Genomic DNA, 20454 nt, shown 5'->3' on the forward strand with positions numbered 1-20454 from the left:
GCGTTCGCACCATCGAGGGTGAACGCGTTGTCTACAATCGCTGTTCGGGTCGCGTTGTGCACGGCCCGCGACAACTCTACGGATCCTGGAGGGCACGTGCGGCGCCTCATTGCCCAACTGGCACGCTTCGGCGTGGTCGGTGCCGTCGGCTTCGTCGTGGACACCACGGTGTTCAACGTGCTGCGCATCACCGTCCTGAACCCCGACGAGGTGCACTCCGGGCCGTTCTGGGCGAAGGTGATCTCCACCGTCATCGCCATCTTCGTCAACTGGATGGGCAACCGGTACTGGACGTTCCGCGAGCAGCGCCGTGCCGTCGCCACCCGCGAGGGCATCGAGTTCGTCGTCGTCTCGCTCGGCGGCATGGTCATCGCGCTCGCGTGCCTCGGGGTGTCCCACTACGTGATGGGACTGACCTCGGTCTTCGCCGACAACGTCGCGAACATCGTCGGCCTGGTGCTCGGCACGGTGTTCCGCTTCTGGCTCTACAAGGTGTGGGTGTACCACCCCGAGCGGACCGGCTCCGAGCCCGCGGCCGCGGACGTCTCACCCGAGGGGCGCGCCCTAGACTCGACCGGGTGACGGCCCACGAGACCACCACCAGCACCACCGCACCACCCCGCACCGCCCGCTGGGAGCGTGTGGCGATCGCCGTCGTCACGGCGACCTTCGGCCTGTGGCTCGTAGCCTGGGCGCTGATCGTCCCGGTCTTCGAGGCCCCGGACGAGACGGCGCACATCGACGCCGCCGTGCACGTCGCGCTCGGTGACGCCTGGGCCGCCCCGGGCGACCTGTACGTCACCAACGCGGTGCAGGCCGCGAAGGTCGAGCAGGCGACGAAGCCGTCCAGCGAGTGGTCGACCGTCAGCGAGCTGCTGCAGAACGCCCCCGGGCCGTCGTCGACCGTCAACCAGATGACCCAGCACCCGCCGACCGCCTACCTCGCCGGTGCCGCCGTGCTCCGTGCCGTGGACTTCGGTGACCTGCGGTGGGACCGGGCGTTCACCGCGTTGCGGCTCGCCGACGTCCTCGCCGTCACCGCACTGCCGCTGCTGGCGTGGGCGTCCGTCCGCCGGGTGACCCGGTCGCCGCGGGCCGCGCTCGTCGGTGGGCTCGCCGTGTTCGCGACGCCCGAGCTCGCGTCCATCGGTTCCTCGTTCTCGAACGACGCCCCCGTCCTGCTCGTCGCCGGGATCGTCGTGTGGCTCGCCACCCGGCTGCTCACCGGTGACACCCGGTGGCGCACCACCATCGCGCTCGCGGTGGTGCTCGGCGCCCTGGTCTGGATCAAGGGCACCGGACTGCCCGCCGTGCCGTTCGTGGCGGTGGTCGTGCTCTTCGCCGGCGCCGGGGTGCTGTCGCTGCGGCAACGGGTGGTCCGCACCGTGGTGACGATGGCCGTGACCGGTGGCATCGGGGCGTGGTGGTGGGTGCACAACTGGTTCGCCTACGGCCGGATCCAGCCGAACGGCTACACGGCGATGCGTCCGCCCAAGGACTTCCCGCCCGGCGAGCACCCGACGCTCGGGCACTTCCTCGACGTCAGCTGGGGCACGCTCGCGCGCACGTTCTGGGGCAGCTTCGGCGGTCGCGCACAGGTCAGCATGGGCGACCTGCTCACGGCCGTCCTGACGGTCATCGCGCTCGTCGTGCTCGTCGGCTGGGCGTTCCGGCGCGGACCCGACCTACGGGTGGCCCTGTGTCTGGCGGTGTTCCCGGCGCTGCTCATCGGCATCCAGAACCGGACGAGCGCGCACTCGTACCTCACCACCACCGAGGTCGCCGCGACCCAGGGGCGCTACTACTTCCCCGCGATCGTCTGCCTGATCGTGCTGAGCGCCCTGGCCTGGCGTCGCCTGGTGCCCGCCGGGCGCGCACGCTCGTGGGTCGCGGTGGCGCTGGCCGTCCTGCTGCCCGCCGTGGGCGTGTACGGCTTCGCGGTGGCGTCGGCGTGGTTCTGGAACGCCGCCCTGTTCCCGGTGACGGGGCGCGGGCTGCTCCGCTACACGGAGATCGGGCCGGTGCCGCCCGCAGTGCTCGTGGCCGTGGTCGCGCTGGTGGCCGTCGGCCTGGTCGCGTCGGTCGTCCAGGTCGCCCGTGCCGACCGTCGGGTGGCCGCCCCCGCGTCCTGACCACACGTCGGGCGTGCGGCTGACGGGGTGGACGCCCCACCAGACGGACGGGAGGCCCGGTGCCAGCTGGCACGTCCCTCCAGGCTCGGCCGTCACGCGCGTCGCGTGCCCCCGGATGGTGAGCAGGAATGGTCGGGTCGCACACCGCGGACCCGACCATTCCTGCTCACGAAGTGCGCGTCAGGCGGCGGGGGCGCTGCCCTCGACGGCCGACGGGTCGTCGGTCGGACGACCACGGCGGAACCAGGTCGGTGCTGCGGCGCAGAGCAGGAACAGGCCGTCGACCGCCAGGCTCCACACGCGGGTGACGACGACCACGACCAGGGCGATCCCCGGCGGCATGACGAGGGTGAGGAGCAGGGCCTGCACGCCCTCGCGGACGCCGAGGCCGCCGGGGGCGAACACGGCCAGCATGCTGATCGCCGAGGCCATGCTCGCAGCACCGATGACGAACGCCGCGTCGCTGAGCTTGAGCGACGGGTACACCCCGAGGGTGATGAAGTAGTACGCCGTGCCCGACAGGATCGCACCGGCGACGTACAGACCGGCGCCGCCGAGGACGGTGCCGAGGTTCGGGCGGACGTCGGCCTCGAGCGGCTTGCGACGCAGGATCTTCAGCGCGATGCCGATCAGGAACACGAAGACCCGCGGGATCAGGCACACGACGCAGGCGACGAACGCCGCGATCATCAGGGCGATGAGCCACGGGCTGAGCGCGTGCGTGCGGGGGTCGATGAGCAGCAGGACGAGCGCCAGGGCGAGGGTGGCGGCGATCTGCAGCGCGCCCTCGAGCAGGCCGCTGACGCCGAGCCGGGCCTTCGAGACGCCGTGCTTCGAGGCGAAGTAGACCTTGCCGATGATCCAGGTCGCGGCCCCCGGGATGTAGCGGCCCATCCAGGACTTCGCGTACACGTAGGTCAGCGTGACGCCGCTGCCCTTCAGGCCGGTCGCCCCGAGCCGCCGCAGCAGGTAGAACCAGATGCCGACGCCCCAGTACCGGAAGCCCAGGCTGATCACGGTCGCCAGGATCACCCAGCCCCACTGCCAGTCCAGCCCGGCGAGCTGCCCCCAGTCGACGCTCCGCACGTACAGCACGAGGAAGACCGCGAGCAGGACGTAGAAGACGATGGGGATCGCCTTGCCGAGGAACCGTCGCCAGGTCGGCGGACGCTTCCCCTCGGGCGCGGGGGTGTCGCTGGTGGTTCCTGACAAACGTGGTCTCCTGCCGGGCTTCGGGACCAGGTCATCGTAGACGCTGGTGTGGCGCGCTCCCTGGAGCGGCGGCTACTTCGCGAACTTCACGATCTGGACGCGGCAGGGGATCTCGGGATCCGTGGACCGGTCGGCGCTGCACGAGATCGTCGCGTTGTACGTGCCGACGAGCTTCCCGGCCATCGAGTAGTCGCGTGCCGGCGCGTTGGCGGGGTCGAACTGCACGAAGTACTGCACGCCCTCGTCGATGAACAGCTTGCGCATCGCGTCCGAGTGGTACGTGTAGCCCTGACCTGAGCGACCGTACACACGCGTGTCGGTCAGGAACGCCAACGAGGACAGCGACCGGTAGTTCGAGCCGATGACGGTGGCGTCCTCGGGCAGGGCCCCGCTCGCCCGGATCTGGTCGGCGAGCCGCACGATCTCGGGGACGTCGGTCGGTCCGGTGACACGAAGCGCCTCGGTGCGGTTCACCGACGGGTAGAAGGGTGCCGGCGACCCGATCCAGTTCTGCGTGAACGACGCCACGGGGACGACGGCGATCGCGACGCACGCCACGATCGTCCGGACCACGCCGCGTCGTCGGACCAACCGCCAGACGGCTGGCAGCATGAGCGCGCCGATCATCGCCGTCAGGTAGAACAGCGGCCAGTAGTAGCGCGCGTTCCCGCCACCGCTCGACGACGACGTGATCATGCCGTAGCCGACGAAGTAGACGAGGGTCGTCGCCGCGACGATGCAGGTGAACGCGTACCGGCGGAACCGGACCACGCCGATCACCAGGGCGGCGGCGAAGAGCAGGGCGATCGGTGCCGCGAAGGGGGCGAACGTGCTGATCTTCTGCAGGTAGTACGGCAGCGCGAGCATGCGCTCGTGCAGGTAGTAGCCGGCGCGGGCCGCGATGCCGGAGTCCTTCGTGACCTTCGGCGCGGTGTCCTCGGTGGTCGACTCGGTCGTCGGCGGCACCACGGACGGGTCCGGGTTCTCCATCGGGCCCTGCTTGTAGACCGACGGGGTGAAGTCCTCGTTCGGGGAGAACGCGTGCGAGTTCGGCGGCACGGGCAGGAACGGCCAGTCGGTCGCACGCCCGCCGTCGTCGAACTTCGAGCCGATGTTCACCGAGAGCGACGAGCCCAGGGTCGGCGACCCGTACTTCATGGTCAGGGCACCGACCCACGGTGCGATGACGACGGCGAAGACCACGATCGTGGCCACGGGCGACGTCCACCAGTGCAGCACCGGCTCACGACGGCGTCGTGCGGACCAGACCCGGAGCAGCAGCCACAGGACCACCGCGCCGACCGCCACCGGCAGCAGGAAGAGCTTCACGAAGTACCCGATGGCCGCGACCGCGCCGAGCACCCCGCCGGAGACCAACCGGGCCCGCGTCGACCCGTGCAACGCCTGGTCGGCCCACCGGAGTGCCCACAGGTAGCCGACGACCCACGCGACGACGAGCAGGTCGGGGGTCTGCACCGAGACCGCGCTCATCAGCGCCGGGATCGCGGTGACCATGAAGAGGACGGCCGGCACGATGCGGTGGTTCTGCGACCACACCAGCCAGCCACCGACGCCGAGCACGACGGCGACCGCGAAGCAGTTCACGACCGCGAAGGCCGTCTGCATGCCGAGGCCGGCAGCGATGAACGGCGCCATCATCCAGGACACCATCGGCGACCAGTAGGCGTTGATCGCGTCGGGCAGCCAGCCGTTCGCGTACTCGCGCGCGATGCCCATGTAGGAGATACCGTCGACGTTCGTCACGCCGAGGCGGTTGTGGTACGCCACGGCGGCGCTGAGCGCGACGCCGACGACGACGAGCACCGCCAGGATGACCGGCGCGACGACGTGCTTGTACCGCCTCGGAACCGCCCCCGAACGCCGGTGGACGGGCTCGTGGGTGATCTGCGTTGCGGCTGCGCTCGTCGAGGTCACGTGCTTCATCATGACATCCGAACCGAAACACCAGGCACAGGGTGCCTGATCGCGGCGCCGGGTCGGCGTGTGGGAGACTGCCTGCGACCCCGCTCCGACCACCACGAGGACGATCATTGGCCACCGAAACCCGCGCCGCAGTACCCGCAGCCGACTCCGCTGCCCCCGCGCCACGCGCCGGCGGCCGACTCGAGTTCCCCTACCTGGACGGACTCCGGGGGCTGGCTGCACTCGCGGTGGTCTTCTACCACGCGTACCTCTTCACCGGGACGACCGGCACCGGCCCGACCGAGCTGCCCTGGCTGCGCCCGATCATCGGCTGGGGCTACCTCGGCGTCCCGCTCTTCATCGTGCTGTCCGGCTACGTGCTCATGCTGCCGGTGCTGACACGGTTCGACCGCTACCGTCTGCCCGGCGGGTTCTGGAAGTTCGTCTGGCGTCGCGCCCGCCGCATCATCCCGCCGTACTGGGCGTCGCTCGTGCTGTTCGCCCTGCTGATCCTGTTCGTCCCCGTGCTCGGTCAGCCCGGCGGCACGCAATGGGACACGAAGCTGCCGATGGGCTGGGGCACGTTCCTGACGCACTTCTTCCTGGTGCACGACTTCTTCCCGCAGTACATCGGCAAGATCAACGGCCCGATGTGGACGGTCGCGGTCGAGTGGCAGATCTACTTCCTGATGCCGCTGCTGATCCTGCCGCTGTGGCGGGTCTTCGGCGGGTGGGCGACGGCGTCGAGCCTGGTCCTCATCGGCATGTGGATGGGCGCCGAGAGCCGTTACTCGTTCATGCACCCGTGGTTCGTCGGCCTGTTCGCAGTGGGGATGCTCGCCGCCGAACTGACCGTGAAGGCGCGCGACGAGCACCTGTCCGGCGTGGTCCGCGAGCGCTCGAAGCTCGGCGGCCCGCGGTGGGCGAGCGGCGCGTTCGTCGGTGCCATGGCCCTCGGGACCCTGCTCGTGTTCTTCCGCAACCGCGACTACTGGCAGCACCAGACCTGGCCGTCCGAGGTCGTCACCGGCATCCTCGCGGGCATCCTGCTCACCTGGATGGGACGCCAGGCGGTCACCGGCAACCACACCTGGCTCGCGCGCTTCTTCGCGTGGAAGCCGTTCGTGCTCGCCGGTCTGGTGTCGTACTCGATCTACCTGTTCCACAGCCCGCTGCTGGGCCTCGGCAACCTGCTGCTCCTGCCCCTCGGCCTGTACCCGAAGTACCAGTTCCTGATGATGGTGTTCGTCGTGATCCCGGTCGTGATCGGCATCTGCATCGGCTTCTGGTGGCTCGTCGAGCGCAACTTCATGAACCGCCGGCAGAAGCACGCCACGGCCGAGGTCTCGCACCGCGGCCGCCTGCCCGAGGTCGAGAGCGACGACGCCGCCACCGACGCGAGCAGCCGCACCGCGCGCTGACGCACCCGCGGTGTGCCGCAGCACGTCCTGCGCCGACGTCCTGCGCTCACGTCCTGCGCGTGGCGGACAGCACGGTCGCTCGCCAGGTAGCATCGCTCGGACCGCGGCGTGGGTGATCAGGGGCCCACGGCATCTCGACAGGGAAGACGAGACCACATGCGCGCACCGATCACCAAGATCCTCGGACTCGGCACCGCTGCCGCCGTCGCCGGGGCCATCACCTTCGGCAGCGGGACGGCGGTCGCCGAGACCGCCCCGGCAACGCCGGCACCGACTGCCACGACGACAGCGGCGGCGACCCCAGCCCCCACTGCGTCTGCTGCACCTGCTGCACCTGCTGCACCCGCACCCGCTGCCGAGCAGCTCTCCATCGCCGAGATGGACCGCACCGGGAACCACACCATGGGGGCCGGCATCGCCGCCCACGCCGGAGAGTCACACGTCACGGTCACCGCGCCGGACAGCGCCGCCGGTGGCGTGAGCGCCCAATCGCTGAGCACCTCCTCCGCCGCCACCGCGTCCGGCCCACCACCGGGACGCGTCCAGGGGTTCGACATCAGCGCGTGGCAGCCGAGCGTCAACTTCCTGCAGGCGTACCGCAACGGCGCCCGGTTCGCCTACGTCAAGGCGACCGAGGGCACCTCGTACGTCAGCTCGACCTACAAGCAGCAGTACGCCACCGCCAAGCAGCGGAACCTGTACCGCGGCGGCTACGTGTACGCGCAGCCGAGCCAGGCGAGCGGCGCCGCGACGGCGAACTACTTCTTCGCACACGGCGGGCAGTGGAGCAAGGACGGCAAGACCCTGCCGCCCCTGCTCGACATCGAGTACGGCAGCGCGGCCCAGGGCACCTGCTACGGCAAGACCTGGGGCCAGATGCGCAGCTGGATCAAGGACTTCTCGAACACCGTGTACAAGAAGATCCACCGCTACCCTGCGATCTACACGACCACCGACTGGTGGAAGCGCTGCACGAACAACAGCAACCAGTTCTCGAAGAACCCGCTGTTCGTCGCGATCTACCCGGTCAAGAACTTCACCACGCCGGGAACGCTCGGGCGCAGCTGGTCGAAGTGGACCTTCTGGCAGTGGGCGTCCGGCGGGGTGCTCCCGGGTGACCAGGACGTCTACCGGAACGACATCACGTACCTGAAGCGCTTCGCGGCCAAGACCGAGTGACGCGCGTCACGCCCTGAGCGGGTGCGGATGACGGACGGGAGGCCCGTGGCGGTGTCGCCACGGGCCTCCCGTCCGCCGCACGGTGCGGACTCCGACACCCGGTGCGCCGTTGCACGCCCCGTGCCGACACACAACCGCGCACCAAGCGGGCAAGCCCGCACCGGACGACGACGCACGCACGGTGCGCCGCCCACGCACCACGCGCCGGCGAGCTTCGCCCGGACGGACGGGAGGCCCGTGGCGGTGTCGCCACGGGCCTCCCGTCCGTCATCGGCTCACGATCGCGAGCCGCTGGTGTCAGCGGACGTCGCGGGTCGCCTCGGCGAAGTCGGCGTCGAGCGCGGTCGCCATCCGGGCCACGCCCTCGGCGAGCTGCGCGCGGACCGCGTCGCGGTCGGCGTCGAGCCGCTCCAGCTGCGCCGTCACGTCGTCGACGAACGTCGGCTCGAGTGCTGCTTCGATCGGCTTCGAGAACTCCTGCTGGCCCATCTGCTCGAAGAACAGCCGGCCCTTGTCGACGTAGTAGAGCACCGCGGCGGGGACGCCGGCGATGGTCGCGACGATCGCGGAGTGCAGGCGGCTCGCCAGGAACAGGCGGCTGCAGGACATCAGGCCCGCGTACTCGGACGGTGAGAACTCGTCGGCCTCGACCACGTGGGTGCGGTCCGCGTGCCGCATGAGGGCGATGACCTCGCGGGCGAAGGCGGCGTCGCCCTCCGACGCCTCCATGTGCATCGGGTAGAACACGACGTCGGCGTCCCAACGGTCGATGACGCGGTCGGCCAGGTCGGCGACGGCCTGGCGGTAGGTGACGAGCTTGTCGCTGTCGACACCGGTCTGCCGGAAGCGCTTCGGCAGGAAGCGGAACGGGATCCAGCCGCTGCGCTTGTAGTGGAACCAGCGGCGGACGCCGAAGCCGATCGAGCCCTCGAGGCGCTCGGCGGTCAAGCCGGTGGTGCGCTCGAGCCGTTCGAGCACGTCGGCGTCGGGCGTCGTGACGGTCCCGACGACGGCCGGGTCGAACGACGACACGATCGGCGTGCGGACGCCCCACGCCAGGAGCTTCTCGCGGGACTCGTCGTCGCGGACGGCGAACGAGCGGCACAGGTCGACGGTGGCGCGGATCAGGCGCTTGCTGACGCCGGCGGTGGTCGGACCGATGCCCTGGAAGGCTCCGATCAGGTTCTTGTTCACCGCGCGGACGAGCAGCATCTTGCCGAACCAGTACACGAGGCCGAGCTTGTTCGTGTAGTCCTTGAGGATCTCGCCGCCGCCCCACAGGACGACGTCGGCACTGCGCGCGGCACGCAGCAGGGCGAACAGGTCGCCGATGCCGGTGCTGTACGGCGAGACCGGCAGGAACCGGATCCCGAACCACGCAGCGTCCCGCTCGGGGTACTGCGACAGGGAGACGATCTCGGCGTCCGGCCACCGCCTGCGGACCAGCTCGACGTTGCCGGCGAGGATCGCCCGGTCCCCGCGGTTGTGGGGCGAATCGCTATTGTGGATCAGAACGCGCACGGGTGGAGAGCCTACCGGACCGTCCCCCGCGACCCCCGGAAAGGCACGATGTCCCGCCCCACCCCCTCCGCCCGTCCCCGCCTGCTCGTCCTCGGCTCGACGTTCCCGGCCCGTCCGGACGACGGCGTGCCGGCGTTCGTGCTCGACCTCGCGCACCAAGAGGCACTCGAGTTCGACACGATGGTGCTCACGCCGCGGGTCCCGGGCGGTGCCACCACCGAACGCATCGGCGACGTCGGCGTCCGGCGGTTCCCGTACTTCCCGAAGGCGTTCGAGGACCTGGCCGACGGCGCGATCCTCGACAACCTCAAGGAACGCCGGTCGCGCATCGTGCAGGTGCCGGCCCTGGTGCTCGCGCAGTGGTTCGCGATCCGCCGCGTTGTCCGCTCCGCGAAGCCCGACGTCATCCACGCGCACTGGGCGATCCCGCAGGCACTCGTCGCGACGCTGGCGGCCCCAGGTGTCCCCATCGTCGTCACGACGCACGGCGGGGACATCTACGCGCTCCGTGCCGCTCCCCTGGTCCGCCTGAAGCGCTGGGTGTTCGGCCGCTCGGCGCACGTCACGACCGTGAACTCCGAGATGCGCGAGCGGCTGACCGAGTGGGGCGTGCCCGAGGCCCGGTCGACCGTGATCCCGATGGGCGTCGACCTCGGCCCGGCCCGTGACACCCGCGCCCGCGTCCCCGCACAGGAGCACCACGTCGTGGCGGTCGGCCGCCTCGTCGAGAAGAAGGGCTTCGGCAACCTGATCGAGGGGCTGCGGGGACTCGGCGAGGACGTGCCGTGGCGACTCACCGTCGTCGGTGACGGTCCGTACCGGGCACAGCTCGAGCAGCAGGCCGCCGGACTGCCCGTGACGTTCCTGGGCCAGCGCGGGCGCACCGAGGTGCTCGAGACCCTGGCTGCGGCCACCGTCGTGGCGGTGCCGTCGATCCCCGCGGCGAACGGCGACCAAGAGGGGCTGCCCGTCACCCTGCTCGAGGCCGCTGCCGTCGGTGCCGCGATCGTCGCGAGCGACCTGCCCGGCATCCGCGACGTCGTGCAGGACGACGTGTCCGGGGTCCTCGTGCCCCCCGGTGACGTCCCCGCGCTGCGGACAGCACTGCAGCGCGTGCTCACCGACGACGCCGCACGGGCGCGCTACCAGGAGCAGGCCGTGGTGTCGGCGGCGGAGTTCTCCACCGAACGGATCGGCGAGCGCTACCGGGCGGTGCTGCGCGCGGCCATCGCGTAGGCCACCAGCATCCCGGCGGCGCACACGACCGCCGCTGCGAACGCGACCACCACGACGGCGCCGGAGTGCCCGACGAGCTCGGAGCCCTCGAACCGGACGAGCGACCACGTCGGCACGACGGCCGCGGCACCCCACACCAGCACGAGCCACGTCGCCGCACGACGCCAGGCGAGGAAGCCCGCCGCCATCGCGAACGCGATCGGCAGCAGCACCGTGAGCGTGTACCGGTTGAGCGGTGCGCCGCCCCCCGCGGTGTAACGGATCTCGACGACGACGAACAGCAGCGTGACCACGACGAGCATCGCGACGACGAGGCGGCGCGGCCACCGGTCGTCGTCGGCGGGTGCCCAGGGGCGCAGGCGCCGCAGCACGAGGGCCGCGACGAACAGCAGCACCGGGACGAGCAGGAGCACCCACGGCAGCGGGCTCGCGATCGGCAACGAGCCGCGGAACAGGGCGAAGAGCTGCCGCCAGAAGCCGAGCATCGAGACGACCTCGGCCTCGGAGTAGTGCGGCCTCGGGGTGTACCCGGGCCAGGCGGTCGGCCGACCGCTGAACGAGCCGGTCAGGGCCTGGTTCCGCAGCCAGAACCACCCGGAGGCGGCTGCGGCGGCGAGCACCGGGACCGCCGCGACGACGACGCGGGCCCAGACACCGCGGAGCCGGCCGAACCGGACCGTGCGAGCCAGTGCGAACGCGACGACGATCGCCACGAGCCACAGGGCGAACGACAGGCGGGTGGTCGTGCCGGCCGCCGCCACGAGCGCTCCCCCGACGGCGAGCCCCGGTCCCACGCCGGACCGCAGCGCTGCTCCGGCGACGCCGCACGCCAGCGCACAGGTCAACGCTGCGAGCGAGTCGTTGTACACGACACCGCCCTGCACCACGAGGACGCTCGTCGACGCGGTCACGACGGCCACGGTGCCGGGGAGCCGCACGACCCCGGGGAAGCACCGGGCCGCAGCCCACGCGGCGACCGGCACGATCGCGGCGACGAACACGGCGTTCGCCAGACGGCCGAGCACCACGGCCTGCACCGGGTGCCCGGCGTCGACGAGCGGGCCCATCACCGGGGCGAGCAGCAGGTAGTAGAGCGGCGGGTGCTGTGCGACCCACTGGACGGGCGGTGTCCCGCCGAAGCCCGGACGGAACCGGATGCCGTCGGACAGGACCGGCAGCTGGCCGTGCCAGACGCGCAGGACGTAGTCGACGTGGGCCGACTCGTCGACGCTCGCGAGCGGCATCGACGAGAACGTCCGCGCCACCGACGCCGTCAGGACGAGCAGGGTGGCGGCGAGCACGACCGGGGTCGCCCAGTCGCGCCCGCGGAGTCGTCCAGCGGGACGCAGCACGCCGGAGGACAGCCGCCGGAGCCGGTCCGGGACGATCGGCGTCAGCGCCCCATGCCGCGGTACGTGAAGCCGGAGGCGGTCCAGGCGTCGCGGTCGAGGCAGTTGCGGCCGTCGATGACGACCGGGCTCGACACCAGGGACGCCACCGTGGTCGCGTCGAGCTCGCGGAACTCGGTCCACTCGGTCAGCACCAGGACCAGGTCGGCGCCGGACAGCGCGTCCGCCGCCGTCTCGACGAAGTCGAGCTCCGGGTGCACGCGACGCGCGGTGACGACGGCCTCGGGGTCGTAGGCGGACACCGTGGCACCGAGCTCGTGCAGGCGCGCAGCGATGTCGAGGGCGGGCGAGTCACGGACGTCGTCCGAGTTCGGCTTGAAGGCCAGACCGAGGACCGCGACGCGCTTGCCGCTGACGACCCCGCCGAGCAGCTCCTGCGCCAGCTCGACGACGTGCGCACGACGACGCAGGTTCGTGGCGTCGACGTCGGCCAGGAACGCCAGGGACTCCCCGACGCCGAGCTCGTTCGCCCGGGCCTGGAACGCCCGGATGTCCTTGGGCAGGCACCCGCCGCCGAAGCCGAGGCCGGCGTTGAGGAACTTGCGGCCGATGCGGGCGTCGTGGCCGATGGCGTCGGCGAGCGCGGTGACGTCGGCGCCGGCGACCTCGGCGATCTCCGCCATCGAGTTGATGAACGAGATCTTCGTGGCGAGGAACGCGTTCGCGCTGATCTTGACGAGCTCGGCAGTGGGCAGGTTGACGACGAGCCGGGGGGTGCCGGACGCGAGCGCCTCGGCGTAGACCTCGTCGAGGGCGTCGACGGCGGCCTGCCCGGCGTCACCGTCCGGCACACCGTAGACGAAGCGGTCCGGGCTGATGGTGTCCTGCACGGCGAAGCCCTCTCGCAGGAACTCAGGGTTCCAGACGAGCGTCGCCCCGGGCACGGCCTCGGACACCTCGGCGGCGAGGCGTGCGGCGGTGCCGACCGGGACGGTCGACTTGCCGACGACGAACTCATCGGCCGACAGGTACGGGGTGAGCGCGGCGACCGCGGCGTTCACGTAGGTCATGTCCGCGGCACCGGTCGGGCTCTGCGGGGTTCCGACGGCGAGGAAGTGCACGCGGGCACCGGCGACCTCGGCCATGTCGGTGGTGAAGCGGATCCGGCCGGACGCGAGCGCCTCGGTCAGGATCTCCGGGAGCCCGGGTTCGAAGAAGGGGGCTTCGCCGGCAGCGAGCCGCTCGATCTTCGCCGGGTCGACGTCGACGGCGACGACCTCGTGTCCGAGCTTGGCCATGGAGGCGGCGTGCACGGCACCGAGGTACCCGCAGCCGATGACAGAGATACGCACGACGAAGAAGGTACCGGTTTCTCGTGGGAGTTCCAGCACCGCGGTACCCAGGGTGTCGCGGCGGCGTCAGGCGCGGACGTCGCCCCACGGCGGTCGGTCCGGGCCGCCGACGATCTCGTCCCAGTCCGGCTCGCGGTGCCGCCGCCGGGCCTCGTACGCCTCGACCAGGTCGTGCAGGACGGCCACCACGAGGTCGGCGTGCGGGACATCCGCGAGCACCACGGCGGGGTCGTCGCCCGGGAACACCAGGACGTCACCGGAGCGGAACACGCCCTGGAGCCCGCGCCGGCGCACCGTCACGTCGTACCCGCGGGAGTGCAGGAGTTCCTGCCGGGTACGGGTGCCGAGCCCGTGCACGACGACGAGCCGCCGGGTCGTGACGACGTACCGCTCGGACATCCAGCGGAAGAGCGGCACGGCGCCGCCGAACACCACGAGCACCACGACGAGTCCTGCGACGACGGCGTTCAGCCACGCCAGCTGCGCCTGGAACACCCCGAACCCGAACCCGCCGGCGACCACGACCAGCACGACGAACACCGCCGGGCGCACGAGCCGACGAGCGTGCGGTCGCAGGCGAGCGACGACGCGTTCGGGCGGCGGCTCGGCGGTCATGCCGTCATGCATACCGCAGGTGGGTGACGTCCCCCACGGCGACGCCCCTGGAGTCACCCGCTCGATCCCGGATCGTGATGCGGCCCTCGTCGTCGATGCCGGTGGCGTCGGCCTCCTCCACGGTGCCGTCGGGCAGCTCGAGGCGGATGCGGCGACCGATCGTGCCGCACGCGGCGCGGACGTGGGACCGGACCGACTCGGCGGCGGGACCACCGGCGACCAGGCCGGCCACGGCCTCCAGGACGGCTGCCAGGAAGGCGGACAGGACCGCGTCGGCCAACGCGGGGGCGTCGTCGACCGCGCCGGCCACGAGCAGCGACGTCGACGTCGGGGTCGGCAGGCGGTCGGCGGGGATCGTGAGGTTCACGCCGGCGCCGACGACGATGCTGCCGTCGGAGGCGACCTGGCAGAGGATGCCGCACACCTTGTCGCCCGCGACCTGGACGTCGTTCGGCCACTTGACGGCGACGTCGGCGCCGGCGGGCAGCACCCGTGCGATCGCGTCACGCATGGCGGCGCCGGCGACCAGGGGCAGCCATCCACGGTCGTGGTCGGCGAGGTCGGCGCGCACGAGCAGGCTCGCGGCCAGCGCCTCGCCCGCCGGTGCACTCCACGTGCGGTCGAGTCGCCCCCGACCCGCGGTCTGGTGGAGCGTCGCGACCACGCTGCCGTGCTGCTGCTCGGGTGCCACGGCGAGCAGGTCGGCGTTGGTGGAGCCGGTCTCGTCGGGGACGGTGAGGGTCGCGCCCGCCGACCGGACCGCCTCGCTGGTGGCGGGGAACGACGACGACGGGGATGTGGACATGCACGCAAATGTACGGGCAGGAACCGTGGGGGTCCTCCAACCGGCCCCGACCCCGCCGCCGGTAGGGTGAGCGGGTGACTTCAGGAGACACCCCCGATCTCTCGACGACGGCAGGCCGGCTGGCCGACCTCCGCGAGCGGTACCACGAGGCCGTGACCGCTGCGGGCGAGTCCGCGATCGCCAAGCAGCACGCCAAGGGCAAGGGCACCGCGCGCGAACGCATCGAGCAGCTGCTCGACGAGAACTCCTTCGTGGAGTTCGACGAGTTCGTCCGCCACCGCACCACCTCGTTCGGGATGGACGCCAAGCGCCCCTACGGCGACGCGGTCGTCACCGGCGTCGGCACGATCCACGGCCGCAACGTTGCCGTGTACGCGCAGGACTTCACCGTCTTCGGCGGTTCGCTCGGCGAGGTCGCCGGCGAGAAGATCATCAAGGTGATGCAGCACGCGCTGAAGACGGGCGTGCCGATCATCGGCATCCTCGACTCCGGCGGGGCCCGGATCCAAGAAGGCGTGGTCGCGCTCGGCAAGTACGGCGAGATCTTCCGCCTCAACACCCAGGCGTCCGGCGTCATCCCGCAGCTGTCTATCATCATGGGCCCGGCGGCCGGCGGCGCGGTGTACTCCCCCGCGCTCACCGACTTCGTGATCATGGTCGACAAGACCAGCCACATGTTCGTCACCGGCCCCGACGTCATCAAGACCGTCACCGGCGAGGACGTCGGCTTCGAGGAGCTCGGCGGCGCACAGACCCACAACGCGGTCTCCGGCGTGGCCCACTACCTGGCCGAGGACGAGACCGACGCGCTCGACTACGCCCGCTCGCTCATCGGGTTCCTGCCGGACAACAACCTGTCCGACGCCCCCGCCTACGACGTCGCCCCGGAGCTCGAGACCACCGACGCCGACCACGAGCTCGACCTCGTGATCCCGGACTCGACGAACCAGCCGTACGACGTCACGACGATCATCGAGCACGTCGTCGACGACGGCGAGTTCCTCGAGGTCCAGCCGCTCTTCGCGCCGAACATCCTGATCGGCTTCGGCCGGGTCGAGGGCCGCACCGTCGGCATCATCGCGAACCAGCCGCAGGCCATGGCCGGCACGCTGAACATCGACGCCGGTGAGAAGGCAGCCCGCTTCGTGCGGTTCTGCGACGCGTTCGGCATCCCGATCCTGACCCTGGTCGACGTGCCCGGCTACCTGCCCGGCACCGACCAGGAGTGGACCGGGGTCATCCGCCGCGGCGCGAAGCTGCTGTACGCCTACGCCGAGGCCACCGTCCCGCTCGTCACCGTCATCACGCGCAAGGCCTACGGCGGCGCGTACATCGTGATGGGGTCGAAGCAGCTCGGCGCCGACATCAACCTGGCATGGCCGACCGCCGAGATCGCGGTCATGGGCGGTCAGGGCGCCGTCAACATCCTGTACCGCGCCGAGATCAAGCGCGCCGAGGAGTCCGGCGAGGACGTCGCTGCGGTCCGCACGAAGCTCGCGAACGAGTACACCTACAACGTCGCGTCGCCGTACCTGGCGGCCGAGCGCGGTGAGCTCGACGGCATCATCCAGCCGCACGCCACCCGCGTCTCGGTCATCAAGGCCCTGCGTGCCCTGCGCGGCAAGCGTGCGACGCTGCCGCCCAAGAAGCACGGGAACATCCCCCTCTGATGGGTGCGCACTGATGGGTCGTCACGCAGCACCGGTCCCCTCGGACGAGCCCGCCTCGGTGGCCGACGTCCGGGTGGTCTCCGGTGAGCCCACCCCCGAGGAGCTCGCAGCGGTCGTCGCCGTGCTGCAGCGCCAGGCCGACGAGGCCGCAGCAGCCGGTCGCGCCGAGGTCGTCGACGAGCCGCGCACCGGGTGGCAGGCCTCGGCCCGCGGCCTGCGTCGCCCGCTCGACCACGGCCCCGGCGCCTGGGGCCGTTCGCTCCGCTGACGGACCTTGGCCTCCCTGTACCCCTGGTGTCCCCGACCCGGCGGACGTTGCAGGCTGCACTTCCCGGTCGGTATCCCCTCGCACGGGGGACACGAAACGCCGAAGAGGACCGGAAATGCCGAATTTGTCCCCCATAATGACGACTGACACAGGGGTTGTGGGTTGGCATAGTTACTGGTGTTCGGTGTCCTTCAACGAAGAACATCGCAGGTCGGTGGCCGACTAGGGTACGACGCCACCGCCCGCTGCGAGGCAGGGCGACATTCGGGTTGTCGCTCAGCCTCGGGTCGTGAACGGGCCGGTCGGATACGACCGGCCCGTTCCCCGTTCCCCGTTCCCCGTTCCCCGTTTCCGGGGGCGTTCGCGCCGGCCGTCGTCGATGCGGAACGACATCCTCGACGTCGTGCGGCGTCCAGAGTGTCGTCCCCCGGCACCTGCAACAGTTGCACGCGCGCACGAGCGACATCCCCGACGTCGTACGACGTCCGTGTTGTCGCGTCAGCCGTCGGCGCCAGCCCGGCGCGACCACGTTCGGCCGGGAGGCCCGTGGCGGCGCCGCCACGGGCCTCCCGGCCGGCACGTGTCCTGTCCACCGCCGCGCGCGCGTCCCACGGACCCGGAACGACGTCCTCGACGTCGTACGACGTCGACGTAGTCGTCCGCACGCGGACACAACAGTTGCGCGCGCGCACGAGCGACACCCTCGATGTCGTACGACGTCGACCTTGTCGCTTCCGTCTCGCCGCGCGCGACGCCGCACACGACCACGCGCGGGCGGGCGCAGCGCGCCTCAGGCGGGCTCGTGCCTCGGGATCTCGAGCCAGAGGGCCACGGAGTCGTCCTCGTCGCCGTCGTCGTCCTCCATGCCCGCTCCGAGGGCGGCGGACTCGCTCGCGGCCGTGTCGAGCTTGAGCCCGACGACCGTCACCGCGGAGTCGGACCCCTCGCTGACGGTGCGGACGATGACGTTGTCGGCCTCGCGGGCCTGGCGGAGCGCCTCGGCGATGCGGGCGTGGATGCGGCGGACGTCGTCGACCTCGAGCTCGTCGAGACCGCCGTCGTCGTGCAGCTGCACCGTCGCACCCCGGCGGCGCAGGCGCATGACCTCGTCGCGGACGTCCTCGGACAGCAGGGAGCGGCCGCGGATCTCGTCGCGGATGGCCTGCTCGAGGTGCAGGCACTCGGCCCGGTCCGCGTCGTCGAGGTCACCGCACGAGTCGATGATCCGCTGCAGCATCGGCAGGGCCATCCGCGTGGTCTGGCTCAGGCGGAACTGCCGCTCGAAGACGTGGGCGTCCTGCGCCGCCTGCCAGTCGGCGGTCTCCTGTTCGGCGCGCATGAGCTCGCGGGTGTTCCGGATGGCGCGGTTCATGGCGATGGCGAACACCGTGGCGATCGCGACCCAGGCCACGCTGCCGAGCACCCCGAGTGTGCCGAGCGCATCGAGACCGGCCCAGGCGACCGTGTACACGGCGAGGAACAGGACCCCGGCCCAGGCGAACGGGCCGCGTCCCCGCACGACGAGCACGACCATCAGGGTGCCGACGGCGGCGATCCACCACGTGGCGGACCCCGGGCCCTTCGCCAGGTCGACGACCGGCGCCGCGACGAGCGGCATCATGATCGCGGTTGCGAGCGAGAAGCACGCCGTCCAGACCGGCAGGACCTTGCCGGGCACGAACAACGCGGTGCCGGTGGCCGCGGCGTAGAGGATCATGCAGGCGATCACGGGGCCGACGTCGTGCACGCGCTGCAGCGACGCGACGGCGAGGACCAGGTGGTAGACGGAGAACAGCGACGCCAGGCCGAGCGCGATGCTCGCGGGCAGGGAGACCTTCACGCTGCGGCTCCCGTCGTCGTGGGCGTCACGGGCGACCAGGTCAGTTCGATGCGCGTGCCCTCGCCCGGGGCGGTGTGCACCTCGGCACGGCCGTCGACGGAGGCGACGCGCTCGATGATCGACCGCCGCACCCCGAGTCGTTCGGACGGGATCGTCGCGACGTCGAACCCGCGACCGTCGTCGCCGACCTCTATGTGCACGCCGTCGTCGTGCTGCTCGACGCGGACCCACCGGGCGACGTCGGGCCCACCGGCGTGCTGGACGCTGTTGACGGCCGCCTGCAGTGCTGCTGACGCGAGGGCGTCGGCGACCGACGCCGGCAGCCGGACCGACCCGGACGGGGCAGGGACGAGCTGGACGGGCGCCGCGAGGGCACCGATCGCCTCGCCGATGCGGGTGCGGAGGTCGGCGAGCGTGACCGGGGTGTCGTCGTCCGGGCCGTCGGCCGCTGCGGCCTCGAGGTGGTCGATGGCGTTCCGTGCCATGCGGGCGGCGAGGGTCTTCGCCTCGAGCGTGTCGGCCCGCGCGGCGGAGAGCAGGGTCGTCAGCACACTGTCGTGCACGATCGCGTCGACCTGCACGCGCTCCACCTCGACCGCGTGCTCGCGGATGGCGTGCGAGTACCGGCGGACCGCGGTCGACTGCGCCGTGTCGACCGACGAAGCAGCACGGCGCAGGACCACGGCGATGACGAGCACCGCACCGCTGAGCAGCGCCGTGTAGACGCCGTCGAGCAGCGCACGGACGAGCCCGGCGTCGCCGCCGACCGGGGTGAGCCGGAGGACGACGTAGATCGCCGGCACGAGTGCGGTGTAGATCGTGGCCCGCCAGGTTGCGAAGCCCATGGCCGCCGCGGTCGAGCCGACGGTGCAGAACCACCACGGCCACGGCTGCTGCGTGGACGGGATCGAGTCCTGCACCGTGAGCGGCCACGTGGTCAACGCGACCAGGAAGAGCAGGGCGCACAGGATCTGCGCGAACTGCGCCACCCGCGGCACGAACGCCGAGACCCCGACCAGGACGAACGACGCCCCGAGCGCGATCGCGACGACCGGGCCCCAGAACGGGTCGAGGTACGGCAACTGGGCGAGGACCGCAGGGGTGTCGACGATGCCGAGGCCGACCGCGGTCATCGCCAGCAGGATCGCGAAGGCACGCTCCACCGACGCCTGCGTGATCGACGCGCGGACGCTGCGCGAAGGGTCGGCACCGAACGGCGCGCCGTCCCCGAAGCCGACCGGGTCGCCACCGGGAGCACGGCCCGAGCCTGCTGGGACGCGGCCGGCATCGCCGGACACCGCACCAGCGCCGCCCGACCCACGGCCGAACCACCGACCGGTCCCCCGACCGGTCCCCGGGCCGCTCCCCCGGCGCGACGCCGGCTCAGCCGCGCTCGCCATCGTGTTCAGCGACCGTCACCGTCGGGGTCGATGCCCGAGTCGAGCCCGGGGAGGATGCCGTCCTCGACCGCCCGCCGCAGGAGGTCGACCTTCGTCGGGGCCGGGCGACCGACCTCGACGTACTTCACGCGGATGCGGTCGAGGTACTCACGAGCCGTGGAGTACCCGATGCCGAGTTGCTGCGCCGCCAGCTTGAGCGGCAGGCCCGAGGCGTACAGGTGCAGGATCTCGCGCTCGCGCCGGCCGAGCTGGGCCTTCGCGAAGTCGCGGTCGGCGTCGATGGCGCTCGCCCACTCGAGGTTGTTCAGCACGTCACCACGGGCGACGGTGGCGACCGCTGCCATCACCGTCTTCGTGGCGGACGACTTCGGGATGACACCGGCAGCCCCTGCTGCGAGTGCCTCACGGACGTTGGCGACGCGGTCCGCGATGGAGTGCACGAGCACGGCGGAGCCGGTCCCCTGCACGCCCTTGACGTTCTCGGTCACGGTCGAGCCGTCACCGAGGGACAGGTCGAGGACGACGACGTCG

Annotated in this window: 17 protein-coding genes; 7 read left to right on the forward strand and 10 right to left on the reverse strand. The window is 71.5% G+C overall.

What is annotated here, in order from left to right; all coding sequences use genetic code 11:
- Window positions 1-96: 96 nt before the first annotated feature.
- Both EDF47_RS16495 and EDF47_RS16500 read left to right on the forward strand, forming a co-directional pair.
- A complete protein-coding gene (locus EDF47_RS16495) occupies window positions 97-582 on the forward strand; it encodes a GtrA family protein (protein ID WP_133938391.1) in 486 nt (161 codons plus the stop codon).
- Window positions 579-2132, forward strand: coding sequence for a DUF2142 domain-containing protein (locus EDF47_RS16500; RefSeq protein ID WP_133938392.1), 1554 nt, complete (start codon window positions 579-581; stop codon window positions 2130-2132). Before EDF47_RS16495 ends, EDF47_RS16500 begins: the two co-directional genes overlap by 4 nt.
- A 180-nt stretch (window positions 2133-2312) precedes the next feature.
- On the opposite strand, the gene EDF47_RS16505 is transcribed toward EDF47_RS16500, so the two are convergent.
- Together EDF47_RS16505 and EDF47_RS16510 are read right to left on the reverse strand one after the other, a co-directional pair.
- On the reverse strand, window positions 2313-3344 hold the full coding sequence (locus EDF47_RS16505; RefSeq protein WP_165901173.1) for a lysylphosphatidylglycerol synthase domain-containing protein: 1032 nt from the start codon (window positions 3342-3344) through the stop codon (window positions 2313-2315).
- Between the two features lie 72 nt (window positions 3345-3416).
- A complete protein-coding gene (locus EDF47_RS16510; RefSeq protein ID WP_131881409.1) occupies window positions 3417-5288 on the reverse strand; it encodes a hypothetical protein in 1872 nt (623 codons plus the stop codon).
- A 107-nt stretch (window positions 5289-5395) separates the two neighbouring features.
- Between EDF47_RS16510 and EDF47_RS16515 the strand changes: the two genes are divergently transcribed.
- Window positions 5396-6688, forward strand: coding sequence for an acyltransferase (locus EDF47_RS16515; protein ID WP_165918799.1), 1293 nt, complete (start codon window positions 5396-5398; stop codon window positions 6686-6688).
- A 156-nt stretch (window positions 6689-6844) separates the two neighbouring features.
- The gene (locus EDF47_RS16520; RefSeq protein WP_208320988.1) at window positions 6845-7867 is read left to right on the forward strand and encodes a GH25 family lysozyme; all 1023 of its coding nucleotides are present in this window, start codon (window positions 6845-6847) and stop codon (window positions 7865-7867) included.
- Window positions 7868-8164: 297 nt separating this feature from the next.
- Here EDF47_RS16520 and EDF47_RS16525 read toward each other — a convergent pair whose 3' ends face one another.
- On the reverse strand, window positions 8165-9388 hold the full coding sequence (locus tag EDF47_RS16525; RefSeq protein ID WP_165932442.1) for a polysaccharide pyruvyl transferase family protein: 1224 nt from the start codon (window positions 9386-9388) through the stop codon (window positions 8165-8167).
- A 48-nt stretch (window positions 9389-9436) separates the two neighbouring features.
- Here EDF47_RS16525 and EDF47_RS16530 point away from each other — a divergent pair, with 48 nt between their 5' ends.
- On the forward strand, window positions 9437-10624 hold the full coding sequence (locus tag EDF47_RS16530) for a glycosyltransferase (protein ID WP_133938394.1): 1188 nt from the start codon (window positions 9437-9439) through the stop codon (window positions 10622-10624).
- Here the strand turns inward: EDF47_RS16530 and EDF47_RS16535 are convergent.
- From EDF47_RS16535 to EDF47_RS16550, 4 genes are all read right to left on the reverse strand, one after another.
- On the reverse strand, window positions 10591-11976 hold the full coding sequence (locus tag EDF47_RS16535) for a hypothetical protein (RefSeq protein WP_131881403.1): 1386 nt from the start codon (window positions 11974-11976) through the stop codon (window positions 10591-10593). The two genes, EDF47_RS16530 and EDF47_RS16535, sit on opposite strands and share 34 nt — an antisense overlap.
- Before the next feature lie 41 nt (window positions 11977-12017).
- Window positions 12018-13325: a UDP-glucose/GDP-mannose dehydrogenase family protein gene (locus EDF47_RS16540; protein WP_133938396.1), complete on the reverse strand. Its 1308-nt coding sequence runs from the start codon at window positions 13323-13325 to the stop codon at window positions 12018-12020.
- A 66-nt stretch (window positions 13326-13391) separates the two neighbouring features.
- Window positions 13392-13940: a PH domain-containing protein gene (locus EDF47_RS16545; protein WP_123292200.1), complete on the reverse strand. Its 549-nt coding sequence runs from the start codon at window positions 13938-13940 to the stop codon at window positions 13392-13394.
- A gap of 4 nt (window positions 13941-13944) precedes the next feature.
- Window positions 13945-14745, reverse strand: coding sequence for a biotin--[acetyl-CoA-carboxylase] ligase (locus EDF47_RS16550; protein ID WP_131881400.1), 801 nt, complete (start codon window positions 14743-14745; stop codon window positions 13945-13947).
- A gap of 74 nt (window positions 14746-14819) precedes the next feature.
- Between EDF47_RS16550 and EDF47_RS16555 the strand changes: the two genes are divergently transcribed.
- Together EDF47_RS16555 and EDF47_RS16560 are read left to right on the forward strand one after the other, a co-directional pair.
- Window positions 14820-16415, forward strand: a complete 1596-nt coding sequence (locus EDF47_RS16555) for an acyl-CoA carboxylase subunit beta (RefSeq protein WP_123292198.1) — start codon at window positions 14820-14822, stop codon at window positions 16413-16415.
- 13 nt (window positions 16416-16428) lie between these two features.
- The gene (locus EDF47_RS16560; protein WP_123292197.1) at window positions 16429-16683 is read left to right on the forward strand and encodes an acyl-CoA carboxylase subunit epsilon; all 255 of its coding nucleotides are present in this window, start codon (window positions 16429-16431) and stop codon (window positions 16681-16683) included.
- Window positions 16684-17473: 790 nt separating this feature from the next.
- Here EDF47_RS16560 and EDF47_RS16565 read toward each other — a convergent pair.
- The 3 genes from EDF47_RS16565 to EDF47_RS16575 form a co-directional block, all read right to left on the reverse strand.
- The gene (locus EDF47_RS16565; protein ID WP_133938398.1) at window positions 17474-18523 is read right to left on the reverse strand and encodes a hypothetical protein; all 1050 of its coding nucleotides are present in this window, start codon (window positions 18521-18523) and stop codon (window positions 17474-17476) included.
- A complete protein-coding gene (locus EDF47_RS16570; RefSeq protein WP_133938400.1) occupies window positions 18520-19821 on the reverse strand; it encodes an ATP-binding protein in 1302 nt (433 codons plus the stop codon). The genes EDF47_RS16565 and EDF47_RS16570 overlap by 4 nt, the downstream gene beginning before the upstream one ends.
- A 107-nt stretch (window positions 19822-19928) precedes the next feature.
- Window positions 19929-20454, reverse strand: a 526-nt coding sequence (locus EDF47_RS16575) for a response regulator transcription factor (RefSeq protein WP_133985718.1), incomplete at its 5' end; no start/stop codon positions are given.

It is taken from the genome of Curtobacterium sp. PhB190, from assembly GCF_004365385.1.
GTDB lineage: Bacteria > Actinomycetota > Actinomycetes > Actinomycetales > Microbacteriaceae > Curtobacterium.